Source organism: Sphingomonas sp. BL-S-28 (assembly GCF_055521515.1).
The window spans coordinates 1,996,330-2,018,003 of record NZ_CM145484.1 but is presented as its reverse complement, the minus strand read 5'-3'; the positions used below and the strand labels follow the sequence as shown (position 1 = coordinate 2,018,003).

Here is a 21,674-nt window from a genome sequence, read left to right as displayed (position 1 = left end):
CCGCCGCTTCCCCCGATCCCCTTGCCGGCGGGCGCCCCTTTTGGGAGAAGATTGATGGCACAGACGCAAACCCCTGCAGCGCCTGCCGAAAAGCCTCTCATCCTGCTCATCCCCGGCCTTGACGGGAGCGGCGCCGGCCACTGGCAACGCCGCTGGGCGGACGAGATGGAGGATGCCCAGATGGTCGACCTTGGCCTATGGGAAAAGCCGCATCGCAACACCTGGATCAACCGCCTGAACCTGTCCGTACAGCGCGCCGGACGGCCGGTGGTGCTGGTGGCGCACAGCCTGGGCTGCCTGCTGACGGCATGGTGGGCGAAGTTCGAACAACCCGGCTGGTCCAGCCCGGTGATCGGCGCGCTGCTGGTCGCCCCGCCGGAAGTGGACTTCTTCCCGCGCGACGATCGGCTCAACGGCTTCGCACCGACGCCGGCCGACGCCCTGCCCTTCCCCTCCATTCTGGTCGCTAGCCGCAACGATCCGTGGATCGGCTTTCCCACCGCCAAGCTGCTGGCGCGGCAATGGGGCAGCCAGTTCGAGGATGCGGGCGATGCCGGCCACATCAATGCCGATTCGAAGATCGGCAGCTGGGAAGACGGCAAGCGCCTGCTGCATCGCCTGATGAACACGCGGCCGTCGGAAACCGCGCCGCACGTCCCCACGCATGGAGACTGGTCGGAAGGGCTCGAATACCGCTCCTGATACCTATTCTCGCCGCCGGGGATCACTGCATTCCCGGCGGCTTTGCCTTCAGCGCAGCGTCAGGCGCCAGGTGCCCATCAGGCGCACATCCCCACCATCGGCGCGCGCGGCAGCGGCAAGCCGCAATTGCGACGCCTCCCCACCCTTCTCGAACCCGAAGGTCAGCAGCGGATCGATGCCGCCCGAAAAATCCACCTTGCGCGCGCCGAAGACCAGCGAACGGCTCAGCAGGTCGTAGCCGGTAGCCAGCGTATAAGTCCCCTGCCCGGCGATCACCGTCAAAGGCTGCGCCAGACCGAACCGCAGCACGCCGCCGCCGCGCAAGCGATGGCTGGCAGTGAGGCCAAAGCGCGTGGTCGCCAGGGTACCGGCGTGGGTCAGCAGCATGTCTTGCGCCAGCTTTAGCTGCGTTCCGCCAAGGCTGGCATAGCCGGACAGGCCCCATCCTCCGGCCAGTTCCATTTCGTGCGCCGCCTCTATGAAGGCTGTCGTCGCACCGTCGCCCAAACGCAGCGCGCCATCGCCGGTGGGCGTGCCGAAGACGGCGCCCTGCTCGTCGATCACGCCGGCCTTGAAGCTGGTGCGATGCTTTCGCCAGCTCACCACGGTTCCAGCGGCACGCAGGGAGGCGCGGCCGGAGGTCAGGTTTACCTGCTCGGATCCGCCCACAACGGAGATTCCCAGCCTGCCGCCGGCCAGCGGATGCTCGGCGCCGAAGGCCATGTCCGCCAGCGGCGAATAGGCAAAGGCAGCGTCCGAACTGGGGGCCAGCCCCACGAATTCGGGCGAGACGGCATCGATGGAATGGAGGGACGCGGTCAGCCATGTCGATCCGGTGCGGACGGCCAGTTCACCGCTGGTCAGCAACCCGCGCACCTCCCCCGCGCCCGGCCCTTCGCGCAGCGCCGAAAAGCCCATGCTGGCCTGAAGCCCGTCACTCTCGAAATGGCTGCTGCCAGCGCGGGCCTGCACATCAACCTGCCGCTCCATGCTGCGCGGTGCTTCGCTCAGCTTGCCGACAAGGCCGGAAAGGTCGCCGGTGAAATCGCGTCCGAAAGCGTCCAGCACGGTTACGGACGACAAGGCCTTGGTCTTGATCCCGGTCGTGCCGATCGCGCCGGGCGCCAGCAGCGTCGCAGTGCTCGCGGCCGTCGTCACCGTGCCGTTGGACAGGGTGGGATTGACCGGCGACAGGGCGGCCTGAACATCGACCAGACCGTGCCCGTAGATCGGATCGACACCGGGAGCGCCAATATCACGCGCCGTTGAAAGGATCACCTGCCCGGCCTGCACGCCGGTCAATTGCGGCCACTTCGAAAGGATCAGCGCGGCCAGCCCGGAAACCTGCGGCGCCGCCGCGCTGGTGCCGGAAAACCAGACATAACTGCCGTCCACTGCCTGCGATGCATTGGTGCCCATAGCGGAGACGCAGTGATCCATCACCGTCGCGCCGCACTGGTTCGAATAATCGGTCAGTTCGTAACTGGTCTGCGTGCCTTCCAGCGCCACCACGAAGAGCCAGCCATCCCGGTTGGCACTGTTGACGTCCAGATAATTCGCGGCATTGGCTTCGCTGTCATTGCCGGCCGCATTGACGAACAGCCCGCCCGTGGCGACGTACCGCGCCACCGCCTGTGACCAATAGGCACTGGGCAACGAGGAATCGGCCTTCGCGATCGAGGCATTGACTACTTTGACCCCGTTCTGGCCCGCATAGTCGAGCGCTTCGGCCATGTGGATGCCCAGCGTCTCGGCCTTGTCGACATCGGTTTCGTCAAGGTCCACGGCGCTGATGCGCAAGGCCACGATTTTCGCGTCGGGCGCGATGCCCTGCACGCCGGAACCATCGTTACGCGCGGCGATCACGCTGGCGACCATGGTGCCATGATCGGACCAGTCATCACCCACCACATTGCGGGTGGTAGTGACCCCGTTCTGTGTGACCGTGCCGAAATCCCGGCTGAGCGAGGATATCTGCCCGGACAGTTCGGAGACGGTCTTCACCCCATCGTCCAGCACGCCGACCAGCACGTTCTGGCCGGTATAGCCAGCATCCAGCGCATAGAGCGCGTTCACATACTCGAACGAGACGTAGTTGCGCCGGTACTCCATGTCGTCGTTGGCCGATCGCTTGGATTGCTGCGAGGCCGGCGTGATGACGTAACCCGCCGGCGGCGTGCTGCCGGATGAAGGCGTCGGAGTGGGCGTGGGCGTGGGCGTCGGAGTTGGGGTAGGCGTCGGAGTTGGAGTGGGTGTCGGGGTGGGCGTTGGCGTTGGCGTAGGTGTCGGCGTCGAACTGACCCCACCGCCGCCTCCGCAGCCCGTCACGGCAAGCGCCAGCAGGCTCGCCGCCGCCACGCGGTGCCACGCCCGCATGCTTGGGCGCGCCGGCCTGTCTTGCGTTCCTGCACCCGCGTTTCCGCCCGCCATTGCCCGCCATTCCCCGTGATACATCCGGGGTGGCCATGCCTTGCCGGCACGCCAGCCCGGCGTTGTCCCTATGGGGGCATTATAGCGCAGGAAGCCCTAATCCGGGCTACCGCGCCCCCGCCGTATTCCTGCGGAGGCGCGGTTCGGTTCGAGCCCTCACTTTGGGGCCTTATTTCAGGATTTTACTTGATGCCGGCAAGTTCCAGAAGCGCCTCGGTCGACGGATCGAACGCGGTGTTGCCCTGTTCGATCTGCTTGGCGATTTCCTTGCCCAGTTCGACGCCGAACTGGTCGAAGGGATTGATCCCCAGCAGCACGGCATTGGCGAACGTGCGATGCTCATGGAAAGCGACCAGCGCACCGAAGGTGGCCGGGCTCACTTCGTCCAGCAGGATCGTCGCCGAAGGACGGTCGCCCGGGTAGGCGCGGGCGGGATCCTCGCTAGGCTTGCCCGCCATCAGCGCGGCGCCCTGTGCGAAGCAGTTGGACAGCAGGATGCGGTGGTGCGCGGGGTTCAGGTCGTCGCCCGGCCCGATCGCGGCAATGAAGTCGACGGGTACAAGGTTGGTGCCCTGATGCAGCAGCTGGAACACCGCGTGCTGCGCATCGGTCCCCACGCCGCCCCAGGTGATCGGCGCGGTCGGCCCGTCGACCGGCGAACCGTCCACCTTCACGCTCTTGCCGTTCGATTCCATTTCCAGCTGCTGGAGATAGTCCGGCAGCAGCTTCAGCCGCTCGTCATAGGCGAAGACGGCGCGCGTCTGGCAGCCGCGCAGACGGGTGTAGTACTGGTCGGCAAAAGCGGCGCGCAGCGGCAGGTTCGCAAGCCCATCGGTATCGCGGAAATGCGCGTCCATCGCGGCGGCACCGTCCAGAAACTCGGCGAAGTCCGGCCAGCCCAGAGCCATGGCCACCGGGAACCCGATAGAGGACCACAGCGAATAGCGGCCGCCCACGCTTTCCGAGAACGGCAGGATGCGGGTTTCGTCCACGCCCCATTCGATCGCCTTGTCCGGCGCGGCGGTCAGCGCGACGACGCGGCCGTAAGGATCCTCCACGCCGTTCTCGCGCAGCCAGGCGATGGCGCTTTCGGCGTTGGTCATCGTCTCGATCGTGGTGAAGGTCTTGGAGGCGACCGCCAGCATCGTCGTCGCCGGATCGCACTTGGCAAAGGCCGCTTCCAACGCGCAGCCGTCGATGTTGGAGACGACCTGCACGTTCACCATGGCACCATCGCGCGCCAGCGCATCGATCGCTAGCGCCGGGCCCAGCGCCGAACCGCCGATGCCGATGTGGATCAGGTGCTTCACCTCACCCATGGCGCCGCGATGGATGGCCTCCACGATAGCGGCCATGCGGTGGTGGTATTCGGCGGCGAGAGCGACGCTTTCCTCATTGCCAACGCCGCGCTGGGCGGTGTGCTCTGCGGCGCGGCCTTCGGTGGTGTTCACGATATCGCCGTTGAACAGCGCGGCGCGGCGGCCGTCGAAGTCCATCGCGGCGGCCAGTTCCTCGAACGCGGCAACGTGCTCAGCGTCAAGGTGCGTCTTCGACCAGTCGAAACGCATGCCGCAGTCGGCTTCGATATCGCTAGCCTCGAAATGGGTGGCGAATGTGGCAAGGCGGTCGGGATCGGCGGCAAAAAGCTGCGCCAGCGTGGGCTTGGGAAGGCCTTCCAGCTTGGTCCACAACGCTTTGCTCATGCCTTTGATTCCTTCATTTTGTACCGGCCCGATGTGCGGCCGAAATCGCGCGGCGCGTTATGCATCGCGGGCACGGCTTGGCCAAGGCCCATTGTTGCAGACCAATCCTGCGCGAAAGATGACGATTTTGGTCGATCCGGATGGCATATCCAGCGGGATTGCGCTTGACGGAAGCGTGCGCGCACAACAAGGGTTCGCCTCATGAGCGAAACCGACACTGCGGCTCCGGCCCCGTCATCCGCAACCCCGGCAAACAGCACCGGCCAGTCTCCACCGACCGCGCGCGACAAACACTCCGGCAAGCCCGCCAAGAAGGACGAAAGCTTCATCGCTTTCCTGTTCTGGCTGGTGCTGGGCGTGGTGGTGCTGCGCAGCTTCATCATTTCGCCGTTCAACATTCCCAGCGAATCGATGCTGCCGCGCCTGCTGAACGGGGACTATCTGTTCGCGTCGAAGTGGTCCTACGGCTATTCGAAGTACTCGCTGCCCTTCAGCGTGCCGCTGATCCCGGGCCGCATCTTCGCAAGCCAGCCCGAGCGCGGCGACGTGGCGATCTTCAAGGCGCCGCCGGGCAACGACGTGGACTACATCAAGCGCGTGATCGGCCTGCCGGGTGACGAGATCCAGGTGAAGGGCGGACAGGTCTGGCTGAACGGCAAGCCGGTGCCGCGCGTGAAGCAGCCCGATTTCGTGCTGCCGGTAACGCCCAACACCCATTGCTACGCCCCCGAATTCGAAGGCACCGACGCCAAGGGCGCTCCGGTCTGCAACTATCCGCAGTACCGCGAGACGCTGCCGAACGGTAAGAGCTACAACGTGCTCGACCTGGGCCGCACGCCGCAGGACGATACCGGCGTCTACGTCGTGCCCGAAGGCCACATGTTCATGATGGGCGACAACCGCGACAACTCGCTGGACAGCCGCTTCCCCGCCGTCGAAGGCGCGGGCATCGGCATCGTCCCGCAAGACAACCTCGTCGGCAAGGCGGCGGTGATGATGTTCTCCACCGACGGTTCGGCGAACTGGTTCCTGCCGTGGACGTGGTTCACCGCCGCGCGCTGGAGCCGTATCGGGAGCGTTATCTGAGTGATTGACGCGCAGGATCGCGCCTTCATCGCCGCAGTATCGGGGGCAGAGCCCGCCGATGAAGCCCTGTGGGCCGCCGCACTTACCCACGGCAGCACCGGCGAGAAGCGCAATTACGAACGACTGGAATTCCTCGGCGACCGGGTGCTTGGGCTCTCGGTCGCCGAATGGCTCTATCAGAACAGCGAAGAGGCCGAAGGCCGCCTTTCGCAGCGCCTGAACGCGCTGGTCGCCCGCACCACCTGCGCGCAAGTGGCGCGCGGGATCGACCTTGGCCCGCGCATGCGCCTGGGCAAGCAGGCGCGCGACGATGGCGGGCAGGACAGCGACAATATTCTGGGTGACGTGATGGAAGCGCTGATCGGCGCCTGCTTCATCGAACACGGCTTCGAAGCGGCACGCGCCATGGTGCGCACGCTCTGGGCCGAGGCGATGCAGGGCAAGGCCGGCAAGCGCAAGCATCCCAAGTCCGCCCTTCAGGAATGGGCCGCCGGCAACCGCCGCCGGATGCCCGAATACAAGCTGGTCGAGCGCTCCGGCCCCGACCATGCCTCTCAGTTCACTGTAGAGGTTACCATTCACAACGTCGGCTCGGCGCGGGCAATCGCGAATTCCAAGCAGGATGCCGAAACACGCGCCGCCGAGGAATTCATGAGGAAATTCGGATGACCGAGTCATGCGGTCTCGTCGCCGTGATCGGTGCGCCCAACGCGGGCAAGTCGACACTGGTCAACGCACTGGTCGGCCAGAAGGTCGCCATCACTTCGGCCAAGGCCCAGACCACCCGCGCGCGCCTGCTGGGCATCGCGCTGGAAGGGACCACGCAGATCATCCTGGCGGACACACCGGGCATCTTCGCGCCCCGGCGCCGGCTTGACCGCGCGATGGTCTCCGCCGCCTGGGAAGGCGCGCAGGAGGCCGATGCGGTGCTGCTGGTGGTGGACCCGATCAAGAAGCGCCGGCACGAGCTGGAACCGCTGCTGGAAACGCTGGCCACCCGCCCCGAACGCAAGATCCTGGTGATCAACAAGGTCGATGCCGGCGCCAAGGAACCGCTGCTGGTGCTGGCGCAGGAACTGACCGGCAAAGTCCAGTTCGACGAGGTGTTCTTCGTCTCCGCCCTTTCCGGTGACGGCGTGCCCGAACTGAAGGCGCATCTGGCCAAGCTGATGCCCGAAGGCCCCTGGCATTATCCCGAGGATCAGGTTTCCGACGCCAGCGAGCGTCTGCTGGCCTGCGAAATCACGCGCGAGCAACTCTACCGCCAGCTGCACGAGGAACTGCCCTACGACGCCGCCGTGCGGCCGGAGGCTTACGAGCAGCGCAAGGACGGTTCGGTGGAGATCCGCCAGCAGATCGTCGTCACCCGCGACAACCAGCGCGCCATCGTGCTGGGCAAGGGCGGCGCCAAGATCAAGGCGATCGGCGAGGCTGCACGCAAGGAACTGACCGAAGTGCTGGGCCAGAAGGTGCACTTGTTCCTGCACGTGAAGGTTGAGGAAAACTGGGCCGACGCGCGCGATCTCTACGAAGAAATCGGGCTGGACTGGGTGAAGTAATGCCCAGCATCCGGTTTTCCACGCTCGCCGCGACGGCGATCGCACTCTGCTGCGCGGCGCCTGTCACGCAGGCACGCGCGGATGCGGATGTCGTCTCGTCCGTAGACGATACGCTGGCCGGCCAGCGCTACGTCGCCATCGGTTCGTCGTTCGCGGCGGGGCCGATGCTGCCGCCCGCCAAGCCTGGCGGCCCGGCCCGCTGCGGCCAGAGCATGAGCAACTATCCCACGCTGCTGTCCGAATACTTCGGCATGGTGTTGACGGACCGCTCCTGCTCGGGCGCGACGACGGACAATGTGCTGGGGCCGTGGGGCGACATTCCGCCACAGATCAACGCAGTAACGTCGCAGACGCGCCTCGTCACGCTCACCATCGGCGGCAACGACCTCAACTACGTCGGCAACCTGTTCAACGCCACTTGCGCCTACCGCGCGAAGCAGTCGCTGGCGGCCGGCGGCAAACCGCGCCCCTGCGCGGCGGTGAAGGTGCCGACCGAATACGACTACGCGCGCGACGAGATGCAGCTGATGGAGATCGCGCGGCGCATCCGCACGCAGGCACCGCGCGCCCGCATCGTCTTCGTCCAATACCTGACGCCGCTGCCGGCGCCGGGCAAGCTCTGCGCGGATACCCCGATCAGCGAGGAACACGCCGCGATCATCCGCCAGATCGGCGTGCGCCTTGCCGACATCACCACCCGCGTCGCCTCCGCGAACGGGGCCTTGGTGGTGAGCATGAACCAAAGCTCCGCCACGCATACGCCCTGCGATACCGTGCCGTGGCTGATCGGCTCTCCGGAGGGGTATGACGGCAGGCTGGGCCTGCAGTGGCACCTCAATTTCGCGGGCATGGAAGCGACCGCCAACGACATCGCCTGGTGGCTGACGCGCACCGGGGTCAAACCGGTGAAGCCCAATCTGCCGCAAGTCGTGGCTCCGCCCCCTGCCCCGCTGGTCACGCCGCCGCCGGTTCCGGCGCCGACCGCCAAGCCGGTTGCCAAGCCCGTTCCCACACCGACCGGCACCGGAACGCGTAACCGCCGTTAAGGTGCCTTCGGCGCCTGCTCCGCCAGCCTCCACCGTGCGAGGCTGGCGAGAGCGGCCACGCCGGCCAGCACTGCGCAGGCCAGCATCGGCACCGGCCCCTCTCCCAGCCCCAGCGACAGGGTAACCCCCACCAACGCCGCGCCCAGCGTCTGCCCGAACAGCCGCCCCGTCGCCAGCAGTCCGCCCGCTGCCGCCGCGCGTTCTCGCGGCGAATTGCCCACGATCATGCGCGCGTTGGGGGAGAAGAACAGCGAAAAGCCCAGCGCGGCGACCACCAGCCGCCATGCCACGTCGAATGCACCCGCATGGCTTGGCAGAAAGGCCATGAAACACAGGCCGGCAACCGCGATCGCCATGCCCACCAGCCCCATGATCGAGGGCGATGCATGGTCGGACAGCCAACCGGCGATGGGCGCCACCACCAGCATCGTCAGCGGGAACGGCAGCACCATCAGCCCCACTTCCTGCGGCGTGTAACCCATGCCCTGCTCCAGCCGGAACGGCAGCGCCACGATCAGCGCGGCCGACCCGACAAACGCCGCCACCGCCGCGACCGTGGACAGGCCGATGGCCGGCATCGCCAGCAGGTCCACCGGAAACACCGGGCTGGCCTGTCGCCGCTCCCGCCACGCCAAGGCCAGCGCAGAGCCCAGCCCGGCGAGTGCGATTGCAATGCCCACGGCCACCCTGCCGCCATGTGCGGCCATCTCGATCCCGCCGATGAGCATGGCAAAGCTGGCCGCGCTCCACAGGCCGGAACGCCAGTCGAACGGGGTCTTGCCCGGCTGGGGATCGGGCAGGAAGCGCCCGATCAGCAGCGAGATCGCCGCCAGCGGCACTGCCGCCACGAAGACCCAGCGCCAGTCGGCATCGGCCACGATCAGCCCGCCCAGCACCGGCGCCACGGCGTTGGAACTGGCCACGATCACCGAATTGATGCCCAGCCCGCTGCCCAGACTGGCCTTCGAATAGATCTGGCGGATCAGCGCCGCCGAAACGCTCATCGCCATGCCGGCACCAAACGCCTGCCCGGCGCGGACAATCAGCAGCACGGGTAGCGAATGCGCGAGAAAGGCCAATGCGGACGCGGCCATGAAGATCAGCTGGCCGAACTGGTAGACGCGCCGCAGCCCCAGCCGCTCGCCCAGATTGGCGAAAGGCAGCAGCGCCATGACCATGACCAGTTGGTAGACGGTGACGACATTGACCACCATGCCCTGCTCCACGCCCAAATCGCGGGCGATGGTAGGCAGCGCGACATTGGCGATCGTGCCGTCCAGCACGAACAGCGCGGTGCCGAATGAGATCGCAACGATCGCCCAGAGGCGCCGCGGCATCGGCAGGCCGGGATCGATCTCTGCCGCATGGCCGGTTCCGGCTGAGGTATTGGCCACGGGGGCCGGCTCGTCATCTCGCGCTTGCAACATCAATCGACCAACACCCCTCAGCCGGATTCGTCGCAAGTCCGGCATGGTAAGAAATTGTCGCAGGGCATCGCGTGAAAGCAAGCCGATGATGTGGCGGCCCGGCATGCCGCTGGATACCTGCCTCATGCGCAATCAACGATGAGCAAGGCGGACGCTCGGCCGGGTCGGGCAGACTGGCCGCGAAGGAAGCGGCTGGCCGAGAAGTTATTGCCACGGTGCATGGCGTAACTCTCGGCACTCGCAAATACGGTCTATCGCCTCACGAACTGAGTTCCGTGAGGCGATAGACCGGCGTTTTCAGCGTGCTTTGGCGATGGAGAAGCCGTGCTGGCGCGCGGCATCCTTCGTCGATTCCTCGGTGCGGTTCAGAGCCTTGGCGATCTCCTTCAGACCCTTGCCCTTTCCGGCAAGGGTCTGAAGCTTCTGCAGCTCTTCGGGCTTCCAGGGCTGCTTGTGCTTGGCGATCTTGTCGCTCATTCGGCCGCCTCCTTCTTCGCCGCCTTCTTGGCCGGAGCCTTCTTGGCGGCGGGCTTCTTCTCCACCGTCTTGGCAGCGCCGTCCTTCTTCGCAGCAGCCTTCTTCGGCGCCGCCTTCTTGGCGGGGGCCTTCTTCTTGCCCTTCGCCGGGCCCTTGGCGGCCTTGGCGTCAATCAGGGCAATTGCCTGCTCGGCCGTCAGGTCCTCGGGCTTCTGGTCTCGCGGCAGGGTGGCGTTGGTGGTGCCGTCGGTCACATAGGGGCCATAGCGGCCCGCCATGACCTTAATCTCCCCGGCCGAAGTCGGGTGAGCGCCCAGCACCTTGATCGGTTCCGCCTTGGCCCGCGCGCCGGCACCGCCACGGTTGGCGGCATCGGCCAGCATCGATACGGCGGCATTCATGCCCGTCTCGAACACTTCGGCAGTGTTGCGCAGGCGCGCGTACTTGCCGTCATGCGCCAGATAGGGGCCATAGCGGCCGATGCTGGCGGTAATGTCGTTGCCCGTCTCCGGGTGCGGGCCGATGGTGCGCGGCAAGCTCAGCAGCTTGATGCCCCATTCCAGCGTCAGTTCGTCGATGTCCTTCGGGATGGACGCGCGCTTGGCCTCCTTGCCTTCGCCCAGCTGGATATAGGGACCGAAGCGGCCGGTGCGGCGGACGATCTCCAGCCCGGTTTCCGGATCCTTGCCCAGCGCCTCATCCTCGCCGCCGCCATCGGCGCTGCCGCCGGGCTGCGCGAACTTGCGCGTGTACTTGCACTCCGGATAGTTCGAGCAGGCGACGAAGGCGCCATAACGACCACCGCGCAGCGAGAGACGACCCTCACCGCACTTCGGGCACAGGCGCGGATCGCTGCCGTCGGCCTTGGGCGGGAACAGGTAGTCAGACAGGAACTCGTCCAGCGCCTCGGTCACTTCCGAGGGCTTCTTCTCCATCACTTCGTCCGACTTCGGCTTGAAGTCGCGCCAGAAGGCTTCGAGCAGCGCCTTCCATTCCTGACGGCCACCCGAAACGTCGTCGAGTTCGTCTTCCATGCCCGCCGTGAATTCGTAGGCGACGTAGCGCTGGAAGAAGCGTTCGAGGAACGAGGTCAGCAGACGGCCCGATTCCTCGGCGAAGAAGCGGTTCTTCTCAGTGCGGACGTAGTTGCGGTCCTTGATGACCTGGATCGTCGCGGCGTAAGTCGACGGGCGACCGATGCCGAGTTCTTCCAGACGCTTCACCAGGCTCGCTTCCGAATAGCGCGGCGGCGGCTGGGTGAAGTGCTGTTCGGCGTTCACGTCCTTCTTCGCGGGCATATCGCCCGACTTCATGAAGGGCAGCAGACCCGAATCGTCGTCATCCGATTTGTTGTCCTGACCTTCCTCGTACACCGCGAGGAAGCCCGGGAACTTCACGACCTGGCCAGTCGCGCGCAGTTCGTGCTGGCCGGTGCCGTCGCGCAGGGTGACGGTGGTGCGCTCCAGCGCGGCGGAGGCCATCTGGCTGGCCATCGCGCGCTTGAAGATCAGGTCGTAGAGGCGTGCCTCGTCACCCGAACCGTAACGGTCCTTAGTGAAGTCGGTCGGGCGAATCGCTTCGTGCGCTTCCTGCGCGTTCTTCGCCTTGGTTTCGTAGTGGCGCGACTTTTCGGGCAGATAGTGGCCAGAGAAGCGATCGGTGATCGCCGCGCGTGCCGCCGAGATGGCGCTGGGATCCATCTGCACGCCGTCGGTACGCATGTAAGTGATCGCGCCCGCTTCGTAGAGCGTCTGCGCCACACGCATCGTCTGGCTGGCCGAGAAGCCCAGCTTGCGCGAGGCTTCCTGCTGCAGGGTCGAGGTGGTGAACGGCGGCTGCGGGTTGCGGCGGTGCGGCTTGGTTTCCACCGTCTCGACGCGGAAGGCGCCGTTCTCGACAGCGGCCTTGGCACGCAGGGCCGTGCCTTCGTCGCCGATGCTCAGGCGGTCCAGCTTCTGGCCGTCGAACGTCACCAGACGGGTGGTGAAATCGGTGCCGTCATGCGCCATCTGCGCGGTGACGGACCAGTATTCCTGCGGCGTGAATGCCTCGATCTCGCGCTCGCGGTCGACGATCAGGCGCAGCGCCACCGACTGTACGCGGCCGGCCGACTTGGCGCCCGGCAACTTGCGCCAGAGCACCGGCGAGAGCGTGAAGCCGAACAGATAGTCCAGCGCGCGGCGGGCAAGGTAGGCGTCGATCAGGTCCTGATCCAGCTCACGCGGCTGGGTCATCGCCTTGGTGACGGTTTCCTTGGTGATGGCGTTGAAGGTAACGCGCTGCACGTCCTTCGGCAGCGCCCGGCGCTTGGCCAGCAGTTCCTTCACGTGCCACGAAATCGCCTCACCCTCGCGATCAGGGTCAGTCGCTAGGATCAGGCGGTCGGCTTCCTTGGCCGCGTCGGTGATGGCCTTCACCTGGCGCTGCTTGTCGCCGTAAAGTTCCCAATCCATCTCGAAACCCTCGTCCGGACGGACCGAGCCGTCTTTCGGCGGCAGGTCGCGGACGTGGCCATAGCTGGCGAGGACCTTGTAGTCCTTGCCCAGGTACTTCTCGATGGTCTTCGCCTTGGCCGGCGATTCTACGATGACTAGCTGCATTCGTTACTCTTATAGCCCCTACGCGCGCGCTCCCACGCGGGCGCATGTGTGTACACGCATAGGGTGGGAAGCTTTGGGGGGCTTCGTCAAGCACCCCAATGCGACAAAGGCATGTCAGGGAGGATCGGCCAGCGCAAGGCCGCAACCCGGCACGTAGACAGCCTTCCACATCGGTGGTCAGGCAAAGACGTCCTCTTCAGCCCCGGAATGTTCGAGCACCAGTGCGAAAAGCGCCGCGCTAGTGCAGATTCCCAGGCTCGACGCCAGATACTGGATTGTCGCCTGAAGCAGGAGGATACCGGCGCCCAACAGGCTGAAGTTCCCTGCCACGTCCATCCTGCCGTTGAGACCCAGATTCAGGCTGACAGCCAACATACCCGCCGAAATGGGGATCATGATGGCTGCCAACACAAGGATCCACAGGCAATAGAACCCCACGATAGTCCACTGGCGCGATTTGGTCAGCGCCCAGCTTTCCCGCATCGCATCCACAACGCCGACGCCGCGACCGATGATGAGCTGCGGAGCGACGGACCATCGCGCCATAAGCAGCAGACCCGGCACGATCAGCAGCATCAGGCCGATGACGCCGCACAGCACCATGACAATGCTGCCGAAAATGCTGGCAAAAAGGAGTGCCACCGAGCGAGACACGGTCGCAAGGCCGAGATTTTCGAGCACTTTCCAAAGCATGATATAGTTGGCGACGGTGGCCATCCCACCCGAGATCAGGTTCACCGCCAAGCCCCCGCCGAGCAGCTTGGCAGGATCACCAGCGGTAAGTCCGGCAGCCAGATGCACTCCGTTTGTCGCAAGCGCGAGAACCACGGCGTAAACCGCCAAAATTCGCCAATTTGCCCTGAATATCGAAAAGGTCTCAGCGAAGATGTCGCCTACCGTGAAGGCGCGTCGATAAGTGCTCAAGATTACCCCCTGCTTATTCGATCCTGATGCCTGCTGAACAATGGCCCCTACAGCAAGCCTGCTACTATTTTGTAATCGCCCTCGCCCCGAACCTCAGGCCAGGCTCACCCTGCCGCCCGCATGGCGCAAAAGTCGACCCGCGATCTCCAGTTCGAGTAGTTCCATTTGCACCGCAGACGGACTCGCCCCCGACTGGCGGATCAGTTCATCGACCGCGATGGGCGCAGTGGAGAGCATTTCCGCGATGCCGGAGGATGCCCCCGCTTCTTCCATCAGCGGTGCCCAGCCGGGCGGCTCTTCCCGAAAGGTGGAGCGCGGCACGCCATCGAAATGGGTGATCAGCTCGATCACGTCCTCCACCGACTGCACCAACACCGCCCCGTCGCGGATCAACTGGTTGCAGCCGCGCGAACGCGGATCGAGCGGCGAACCGGGCACGGCCATGACCTCTCGCCCCATCTCCCCCGCAAGCCGCGCGGTGATCAGCGAGCCGGACTTGGGCGCTGCCTCCACCACCACGGTGCCGGCCGAAAGCCCGGCGATGATGCGGTTGCGGGTGGGAAAGTGGCGCGCCAGCGGCTCGGTACCGGGCGGCTGTTCGGCCAGCAGCAGGCCCTCGGCGGCGATGCGTTCCTGCAATTCGCCATGTTCGGGCGGGTATGTCACGTCGATCCCGCTGGCGATCACGCCGATGGTCGCACCTCCGGCCAGCGCGCCCTGATGTGCGGCTCCGTCGATCCCACGGGCAAGGCCCGAGACGACGATGTAGCCAGCCTCGGCCAACTCTTGCGACAGCGTGCGCGCCAGCCGCACCGCCCCTGCAGAGGCATTGCGCGCGCCCACCATGGCGACGCAGGGCTTGGCTAGCAGCGCCGTATCGCCGCGCAGCGTCAGGATGGGTGGAGCGCCCTCGCTCTGCGCGAGCAGGCGCGGATAGTCGGGTGAATCGTGGAACAGATAACTGGCGCCGGCCTTGCGGATGCGGGCCACTTCGGCCTCCACCACCCGCTCCGCCGCGGGCTGGTAACGGCGCCCGGCGCGTCCGGCCAGTTCGGGCAAGGCCTCGATCGCGGCCACCGCGTTGCCGCAGCGGGCCAGCAACTGGCGGTAGGTGACAGGCCCGACATTGGGCGAGCGCAGCAGGCGAATGCGCGCGAAAGCCTCGTCCTGCGAGATTTTGGCTTGGCTGTCCCCCTCCGCCAGACTCACGGTTTCTTGCCGCTCCCGATCCGGGGCTCGGTGCCGGCGCGAAGGCGGCCGATGTTCTCGCGATGCAGGAAGATCACAATCACGGCGATCACGGCCAGTACTGCTGCCGCCTGCGTCTCACCCAACAGGAATGCGGCGATCGGCGCGATCACGGCCGCGGTCATGCCGGCGACCGAGCTGATCCGCACGATCAGCAGCAGCCCGATCCACGTCAGCGCGTAAGCCAGCCCCACCGGCCAGGCGAGGCCGAACGCCACGCCGGCCATCGTGGCAACGCCCTTGCCGCCCTTGAAGCGCAGCCAGATCGGGAAGCAATGGCCAAGGAAAGCGCCCAGCGCGCCGAGCCAGGCGAAACCCGGCCAGAAATGCGCGGCGATCAGCACGGCGGCCAGGCCCTTCAGCAGATCCAGCAGCAGCGTGGCCGCGGCAAGGCCCTTGCGGCCGGTGCGCAGGACGTTGGTGGCGCCGATATTGCCGGAGCCGATCGAGCGCAAATCGCCGCCCCCCGCGATTCGCGTGAGGAGCAGGCCAAAGGGGATGGAACCGAGCGCGTAGCCGATAACGAGGGGAAGAATCCAATTCATGCGCGGTCTCTTAGCCGCTCCGGCGGGCAAGGCGAAGCCACTTGCAGCATTCGACATTGCCCTTCCCGCCCAGACACGGTTAACAGTGTGCAAGGTACAGGGAAAAACGATGCCTTCCGAAAATTCCGCCGTGTTGACCGCCCATCAGGTCGACCCCGCCGCACCGATCCTGGTCTTCGATTCGGGTGTTGGCGGGCTTACCGTGCTTTCCGCCCTGCGCGACGTGCTGCCGCAGGCGCCCGTGATCTATGCGGCGGATACGGCGGGCCTCCCCTATGGCACCAAGACCGAGGCGCAGATCGCCGCACGTGTGGCCGGGTTGCTGGGCCGGATGACCGAACGCTTCGCCCCGCGCCTTGTCTGCATTGCCTGCAACACCGCCTCCACCATCGCGCTGGGCATGGTGCGTGAAGTGCTGGAGGTGCCCATCGTCGGCACGGTTCCCGCGATCAAGCCTGCCGCGGCGATGACGCGCACCGGCACGATCGGCCTCCTGGGCACGGAGGCCACCATCCGGCAGGCCTATGTGGACCGGCTGGAACAGGAATTCGCCGCCGACAAGCGCCTGCTGCGCCACGGCGCACCCGAACTGGTGGAAGCCGCCGAAGCCAAGCTGCGCGGCGAGCGTGTCGATCCCGCCGCCATCCGCCGCGCCGCAGAGACGCTGCGATCGATGCCCGGCGGCGCGGATATCGACACGGTGGTTCTTGCCTGCACCCACTTCCCATTGCTGGAGGAAGAACTGGCCGAGGCATTCGGGCCCGGCGTCTCCTTCGTCCACGGGGCGCAGGGCATCGCCCGTCAGGTCGCTCGGTTGACTGAGGGGCAGCCCTATGCCCGCCTCGTTCCCGACCGCGCGCTGTTCACCGGCCCGGCGGGTCAGGCGGCGGCCTATGAGGCCGCCCTCGCCGATTATGGGCTGGAGCAAGGCGGCCGGTTTTGACGCCGCGCCTCAACGTTTTCCTGCTTTTCCTTCTCGTGCTGTTCGGGCTGCCGCTCTACTGGTTCCAGTTCGATGCCAGCGCGCCCGACGCCCGGCCCAAGCCGCTGGATATCGAGCAACTCCGCACGCTGGCCCATGCGGAAAAGGGGCAGCGCCCGAGCGAAATCCGCCACGAACTGATCGGCACGCGCATTTCGCTGCACAACCGATTGGCCGCAGGCACTGGATTGCGGCCGATGCGCATCGGCGTGCGGGCCTATCAACTGCTTGTTCCGGGTGCGCCGCCCATCCTTATCGACGCCGGCACGACACGCGAACTGGCGGCGGAAGCCGGCGTCCGCGATTTCGACGAGGCCGCGCAAGCCCGTGTCGATCATGAGGTCGCGCAAGCCGCCGTGCGACTGCACTTGCTAAACGGCCCAATCCACAGCGGCAATCCTGCGATCCGGTCGCTTCACGCCATGCCCTTGCCGGACTTTTCCGACGGTCTCCCACACGCAGTCGCGCCTGGCGTCGTTGCGATACCTCAGTCCGGGCTGCCCGACGCACCGATGATGGTCTTCGTGCAACTGGCCGATGGCCGCGAATTCCTGTTCACCGGCGACACTGCGCAAGTACCGGAAAGCTGGCAGTTAATCCGCCCCCCCGCACGCCGTCTTGCCGATATCGGCCATCCGGAGAAACGCACGGAAATCGCGTCGTGGTTGATGACGATCAAGGCGCTGCATGCCGCGACGCCGCATATGGTGATCGTCAGCGGGTACGATCCGGCGGCGCCCCAGGGCATCCCTCGGGGTTTCGTCCGCTCCTGACGATCGGGCCGGCAGGCAGGATGCGAAAAATTCGGCTGGGCGACCGTTTATTTCAAGCTGGTCCCGGGGCGATATCGATCACAGTAACTGATACAAGCGGCTGGTCAGGCTTCCAGCGATGCGGTATTGGCGCGCAACAACAGGTAGAAGCCTCTTACGGCCAGTGCAGGATAGAGCCCAGGTGAACTACGAGCATATTTTCGAACAGGCGATCGAACGCCTGCATTCCGAAGGTCGCTACCGCGTCTTCATCGATATCCTGCGCAACAAGGGCGCCTATCCCAACGCACGCTGCTTTGCCGGCCACAATGGGCCCAAGCCGATCACCGTCTGGTGCTCCAACGATTACCTTTCGATGGGCCAGCACCCCAAGGTGATCGAGGCGATGGAAGAGGCGTTGCACGACGTTGGCGCCGGCTCCGGCGGCACCCGCAACATCGGTGGCAACACGCACTATCACATCGAACTCGAGCAGGAACTGGCGGACCTTCACGGCAAGGAAGGCGCGCTGCTGTTCACGTCGGGCTATGTCTCGAACGACGCCACGCTCTCCACCCTCGCCAAGCTGCTGCCGGGCTGCGTGATCTTCTCGGACGAGCTGAACCACGCATCGATGATCGCCGGCATCCGCAATTCGGGCTGCGAGAAGAAGGTCTGGCGCCACAACGACCTCGAACATCTTGAGGAACTGCTGGCTGCCACCGATCCGAACCTGCCCAAGCTGGTGGCCTTCGAGTCGGTCTATTCGATGGACGGCGATATCGCGCCGATCCACGCGATCTGCGATCTGGCAGAGAAGTACAACGCCCTCACCTACATCGACGAAGTTCACGCCGTTGGCATGTACGGCCCGCGCGGCGGCGGCATTACCGACCGGGACGAGGCGGCGCATCGCATCAACATCATCGAAGGCACGCTGGGCAAGGCGTTCGGCGTGATGGGCGGCTATATCGCGGCCGACCAGAAGGTGATCGACTGCATCCGCAGCTATGCCCCCGGCTTCATCTTCACCACCTCGCTCTCGCCAGTACTGGTGGCGGGCGTGCTGGCCTCGGTAAAGCACCTCAAGAGCTCCAGCGCGGAGCGTGAGGCGCAGCAGCACTCGGCCTCCACGCTAAAGCAGATGTTCCGCGATGCGGGCCTGCCGGTGATGAACTCCACCACGCACATCGTGCCGCTGATGGTGGGCGATCCGGTCAAGGCCAAGAAGATCAGCGACATTCTGCTGGCCGAATATGGCGCCTATGTGCAGCCGATCAATTTCCCCACCGTGCCGCGCGGCACCGAACGCCTGCGCTTCACCCCCGGGCCGACGCATACCGAAGCGATGATGCGCGACCTGACCGACGCGCTCGTCGAGATCTGGGAACGGTTGGAAATGCGACTGGCGGCCTGACGCTTTCGCGCCTGCAATATATTCTTTGCATCGAAGGGCTCCACCGCAAGGTCGGAGCCCTTTTCATTTGGCCAAGGCACCCCAAGTTGCCTGCCGTCGCAGGTGCCGCTCGGCGCGCTCTCTCCCCCCCAACTGCGACGACATGACCGGAAGGACCCGCATGGCCAAGCTTTTCGAACCGACTTCCCTCGGCAAGCTCCCCCTCGCAAACCGCATCGTCATCGCGCCGATGTGCCAATATTCCGCGCAAGACGGCAAGATGACCGACTGGCACGTCCAGCATCTGGGCAACCTGTCCCAGTCGGGCGCGGCCATTCTCACCATCGAGGCGACCGCTGTCAGCCCCGAAGGCCGCATCTCCTACGCCGACGTCGGCCTGTGGGATGACGAGACCGAGGCGGCCATGGCCAAGGTCCTCGAATCCGTGCGCCGCTGGTCGGACATGCCCATCGCCATCCAGCTTGCGCATGCGGGTCGCAAGGCCAGCACCGCCAAGCCCTGGGACGGAGGCGGCCAGATCGCCCCTCAGGACGCGAACGGCTGGCAAACGGTCTCCGCATCGGACATCCCCTTCCTTCCGCATGAGAACGCGCCTGAGGCGCTCGACAAGGCCGGTCTCGCCCGCATCCGCGATGCCTTCGCCGATGCCGCCCGCCGCGCGGCCCGTCTGGGCATCGAGGCCGTGCAGCTTCACGGCGCCCACGGCTACCTGCTGCACCAGTTCCTCTCGCCGCTGTCCAACAAGCGCACGGACGAATACGGCGGCAGCCTTGAAAACCGCATGCGCTTCCCGCTGGAAGTCTACGACGCCGTGCGCGCCGCCTTCCCGGCCGACAAGCCGGTTACCATGCGCGTTTCGGGCACCGACTGGGTAGAGGGCGGCTGGGACGCCGAGCAGACGGTCGCGTTCGCCAAGGCGCTTGAGGCGCGCGGCTGCGACGGCTTCCACGTTTCCAGCGGCGGCCTTCATGCCGACCAGAAGATCCCGGTCGGACCGAACTATCAGGTTCCGCTCGCCCAGAAGGTGAAGCAAGCGGTGGAGACCATGCCGGTGATCGCCGTGGGCCTGATTACCGAGCCGGAGCAGGCCGAAGCGATCCTCGCCAATGGCGAGGCAGACATGATCGCGATTGCCCGCGCCGTGCTCTACGATCCGCGCTGGCCCTGGCACGCTGCCGCCGCTCTGGGCGCGCAGGTCAAAGTATCGCCGCAGTTCCTGCGCTGCCAGCCGCATGGGCTGAAGGATCTGTTCACCGCGAACTAAACAGGCTCGGCACCCAAAGAAAAAGGCCCCCGGTCATCGCGACCGGGGGCCTTTTCTCTTGTCGTCGTTTCGGCGGCTTAGCGCAGCGAGACGACGTTGTCCGAAACGCGCGGATCCTTGCGCTCGCCGGTGTAGAGGCTCGCCATCGGTTCGTCCGAGACGGTCATCACATCGCCGGTGCCGAAGCCGTTGAACGCCGTGCGCATGGCGGCGCCATAGGCACCCAGCATGCCCACTTCGATCCAGTCGCCCGCCTTGATGTCGGCGGGGAGCATGAACGGGCCTTCCATGTAGTCGGCATCGTCGCAGGTCGGGCCGTAGAACGAGAACTCCTGAAGGTCCTCCGAACGCTCACCGTCACGCGCGATGCACTTCACCGGGAAGCGCCATGCCACATGCGCCGCATCGTAGAGCGCGCCATAGGCGCCCTCGTTGATGTAAAGCTCGTCACCGCGACGCTTCTCGACCTTGACGATCATCGAGCTGTATTCGGCGGAGAGCGCACGGCCCGGCTCGCACCACAGTTCGGCGTTGTACGCGATCGGCATCGCTTCGAAGTGGCGGTGGATGACCTGGAAGAAGTCTTCCAGCGGCGGCGGTTCCATGCCCGGATAGACCGAGGGGAAGCCACCACCGACGTCGATCATGTCGATGACAACGCCTGCGTCGGCAATCGCCGCACGCGCACGCTCCAGCGCCTGCACATAGGCAAACGGCGTCATCGCCTGCGAACCGACGTGGAAGCATACGCCCAGCCAGTCGGCCACCTGACGGGTCGCCTGCAGCAGCGGACCGGCGTCGGCCAGATCGATACCGAACTTCGAGGCGAGGCTCAGTTCCGAATATTCCGAGGAAACGCGCAGACGCACGCAGAGGCGCAGGTCGGTCGCTCCGTTGCCATCGGCATCGGTGGTCGCGTCGAGGATCTTTTCGACTTCCTCGATGGTGTCGAGGCTGAAGGTGCGGACGCCATGCTCGAAATAGGCTTCGCGGATCGCGCTCGCGGTCTTGACCGGGTGCATGAAGCACAGGGTCGCGGCCGGCAGGGTCTTGCGAACCATGCGGACTTCACCGATCGAGGCAACGTCGAAATGCGTGATCCCATTGTCCCACAGGATCTGGATGAGATCCGGCGAGGGATTCGCCTTCACGGCATAGAGCGACTTGCCCGGAAACTTCGTGGCGAAGAAACGGGCAGCGCGCGCAGCAGCATGCGGGCGATTGAGAATAACGGGTTCGTCAGGCGCGATGGTGCGCGCTACGACCGATGCATCAAGATGTTCGAGCAACTCAAGGGACCCCCAAACGGAATTGTTAGCGAAAAGCTGCCTTGCGGTTTGGAAGTCCCCATGGGGCAGCGAGGGGCCGGATATAGGGCTGAGCGGATGAATCGCAAGTGAAAAAACACCCCCTTCACGAAAACGTCACATAACAAACATGACGTGCCGGAAGTGGCACCCTGGACCCGAATTTAGGCGTTCAAATACAAGTGGTTAAACGACCTATCGCAGC

The 21,674-nt window shown here is 65.5% G+C and carries 18 protein-coding genes; 9 read left to right on the top strand and 9 right to left on the bottom strand.

The genetic code is table 11. The annotated features are described in order from the left end of the window. Nucleotides 1-54 precede the first annotated feature (54 nt). A complete protein-coding gene (locus ACZ1JC_RS18270) occupies nucleotides 55-702 on the top strand; it encodes an RBBP9/YdeN family alpha/beta hydrolase (protein WP_465135526.1) in 648 nt (215 codons plus the stop codon). Between the two features lie 48 nt (nucleotides 703-750). Here the strand turns inward: ACZ1JC_RS18270 and ACZ1JC_RS18265 are convergent, their stop codons facing one another. After that, nucleotides 751-3,078 (bottom strand): S8 family peptidase, encoded by a 2,328-nt coding sequence (locus ACZ1JC_RS18265; RefSeq protein ID WP_465135527.1) that lies wholly within the window; start codon nucleotides 3,076-3,078, stop codon nucleotides 751-753. Between the two features lie 236 nt (nucleotides 3,079-3,314). Continuing rightward, a complete protein-coding gene (gene pgi, locus ACZ1JC_RS18260; protein ID WP_465135528.1) occupies nucleotides 3,315-4,835 on the bottom strand; it encodes a glucose-6-phosphate isomerase in 1,521 nt (506 codons plus the stop codon). A gap of 201 nt (nucleotides 4,836-5,036) precedes the next feature. Here pgi and lepB point away from each other — a divergent pair, with 201 nt between their 5' ends. Genes lepB through ACZ1JC_RS18240 form a run of 4 tightly spaced genes read left to right on the top strand, consistent with a single transcriptional unit; the run spans nucleotide 5,037 to nucleotide 8,526 of the window. After that, the gene (lepB, locus tag ACZ1JC_RS18255) at nucleotides 5,037-5,921 is read left to right on the top strand and encodes a signal peptidase I (protein WP_465135529.1); all 885 of its coding nucleotides are present in this window, start codon (nucleotides 5,037-5,039) and stop codon (nucleotides 5,919-5,921) included. Continuing rightward, the gene (gene rnc, locus ACZ1JC_RS18250; protein WP_465135530.1) at nucleotides 5,922-6,590 is read left to right on the top strand and encodes a ribonuclease III; all 669 of its coding nucleotides are present in this window, start codon (nucleotides 5,922-5,924) and stop codon (nucleotides 6,588-6,590) included. It abuts the gene before it with no gap. Next, a complete protein-coding gene (era, locus tag ACZ1JC_RS18245) occupies nucleotides 6,587-7,480 on the top strand; it encodes a GTPase Era (RefSeq protein ID WP_465135531.1) in 894 nt (297 codons plus the stop codon). The genes rnc and era overlap by 4 nt, the downstream gene beginning before the upstream one ends. Further along, nucleotides 7,480-8,526, top strand: coding sequence for an SGNH/GDSL hydrolase family protein (locus ACZ1JC_RS18240; protein ID WP_465135532.1), 1,047 nt, complete (start codon nucleotides 7,480-7,482; stop codon nucleotides 8,524-8,526). Before era ends, ACZ1JC_RS18240 begins: the two co-directional genes overlap by 1 nt. Here ACZ1JC_RS18240 and ACZ1JC_RS18235 read toward each other — a convergent pair. From ACZ1JC_RS18235 to plsY, 6 genes are all read right to left on the bottom strand, one after another. Continuing rightward, a complete protein-coding gene (locus tag ACZ1JC_RS18235) occupies nucleotides 8,523-9,863 on the bottom strand; it encodes an MFS transporter (protein WP_465138550.1) in 1,341 nt (446 codons plus the stop codon). The two genes, ACZ1JC_RS18240 and ACZ1JC_RS18235, sit on opposite strands and share 4 nt — an antisense overlap. A 387-nt stretch (nucleotides 9,864-10,250) precedes the next feature. Further along, on the bottom strand, nucleotides 10,251-10,430 hold the full coding sequence (locus ACZ1JC_RS18230; protein ID WP_313440627.1) for a hypothetical protein: 180 nt from the start codon (nucleotides 10,428-10,430) through the stop codon (nucleotides 10,251-10,253). Further along, the gene (topA, locus tag ACZ1JC_RS18225) at nucleotides 10,427-13,030 is read right to left on the bottom strand and encodes a type I DNA topoisomerase (protein ID WP_465135533.1); all 2,604 of its coding nucleotides are present in this window, start codon (nucleotides 13,028-13,030) and stop codon (nucleotides 10,427-10,429) included. The genes ACZ1JC_RS18230 and topA overlap by 4 nt, the downstream gene beginning before the upstream one ends. A gap of 177 nt (nucleotides 13,031-13,207) precedes the next feature. Next, nucleotides 13,208-13,954, bottom strand: coding sequence for a glycerophosphoryl diester phosphodiesterase membrane domain-containing protein (locus ACZ1JC_RS18220; protein ID WP_465135534.1), 747 nt, complete (start codon nucleotides 13,952-13,954; stop codon nucleotides 13,208-13,210). A gap of 93 nt (nucleotides 13,955-14,047) precedes the next feature. Then, nucleotides 14,048-15,163 (bottom strand): DNA-processing protein DprA, encoded by a 1,116-nt coding sequence (gene dprA, locus ACZ1JC_RS18215; RefSeq protein ID WP_465135535.1) that lies wholly within the window; start codon nucleotides 15,161-15,163, stop codon nucleotides 14,048-14,050. Next, nucleotides 15,160-15,747 carry a glycerol-3-phosphate 1-O-acyltransferase PlsY gene (gene plsY, locus ACZ1JC_RS18210; protein WP_465135536.1) on the bottom strand — a complete coding sequence of 196 codons (588 nt, stop codon included), beginning with the start codon at nucleotides 15,745-15,747 and terminating at the stop codon, nucleotides 15,160-15,162. Before plsY ends, dprA begins: the two co-directional genes overlap by 4 nt. A gap of 109 nt (nucleotides 15,748-15,856) precedes the next feature. Between plsY and murI the strand changes: the two genes are divergently transcribed. From murI to ACZ1JC_RS18190, 4 genes are all read left to right on the top strand, one after another. Next, the gene (murI, locus tag ACZ1JC_RS18205; protein WP_465135537.1) at nucleotides 15,857-16,690 is read left to right on the top strand and encodes a glutamate racemase; all 834 of its coding nucleotides are present in this window, start codon (nucleotides 15,857-15,859) and stop codon (nucleotides 16,688-16,690) included. Next, the gene (locus ACZ1JC_RS18200; protein WP_465135538.1) at nucleotides 16,687-17,502 is read left to right on the top strand and encodes a hypothetical protein; all 816 of its coding nucleotides are present in this window, start codon (nucleotides 16,687-16,689) and stop codon (nucleotides 17,500-17,502) included. The genes murI and ACZ1JC_RS18200 overlap by 4 nt, the downstream gene beginning before the upstream one ends. A 181-nt stretch (nucleotides 17,503-17,683) precedes the next feature. After that, nucleotides 17,684-18,898 (top strand): 5-aminolevulinate synthase, encoded by a 1,215-nt coding sequence (hemA, locus tag ACZ1JC_RS18195; RefSeq protein WP_465135539.1) that lies wholly within the window; start codon nucleotides 17,684-17,686, stop codon nucleotides 18,896-18,898. Nucleotides 18,899-19,058: 160 nt separating this feature from the next. Continuing rightward, on the top strand, nucleotides 19,059-20,162 hold the full coding sequence (locus ACZ1JC_RS18190) for an NADH:flavin oxidoreductase/NADH oxidase (protein WP_465135540.1): 1,104 nt from the start codon (nucleotides 19,059-19,061) through the stop codon (nucleotides 20,160-20,162). Nucleotides 20,163-20,239: 77 nt separating this feature from the next. Here the strand turns inward: ACZ1JC_RS18190 and ACZ1JC_RS18185 are convergent, their stop codons facing one another. Further along, entirely contained in the window at nucleotides 20,240-21,451 is a 1,212-nt protein-coding gene (locus tag ACZ1JC_RS18185) for a type III PLP-dependent enzyme (RefSeq protein ID WP_465135541.1), read from the bottom strand. Nucleotides 21,452-21,674 lie beyond the last annotated feature (223 nt).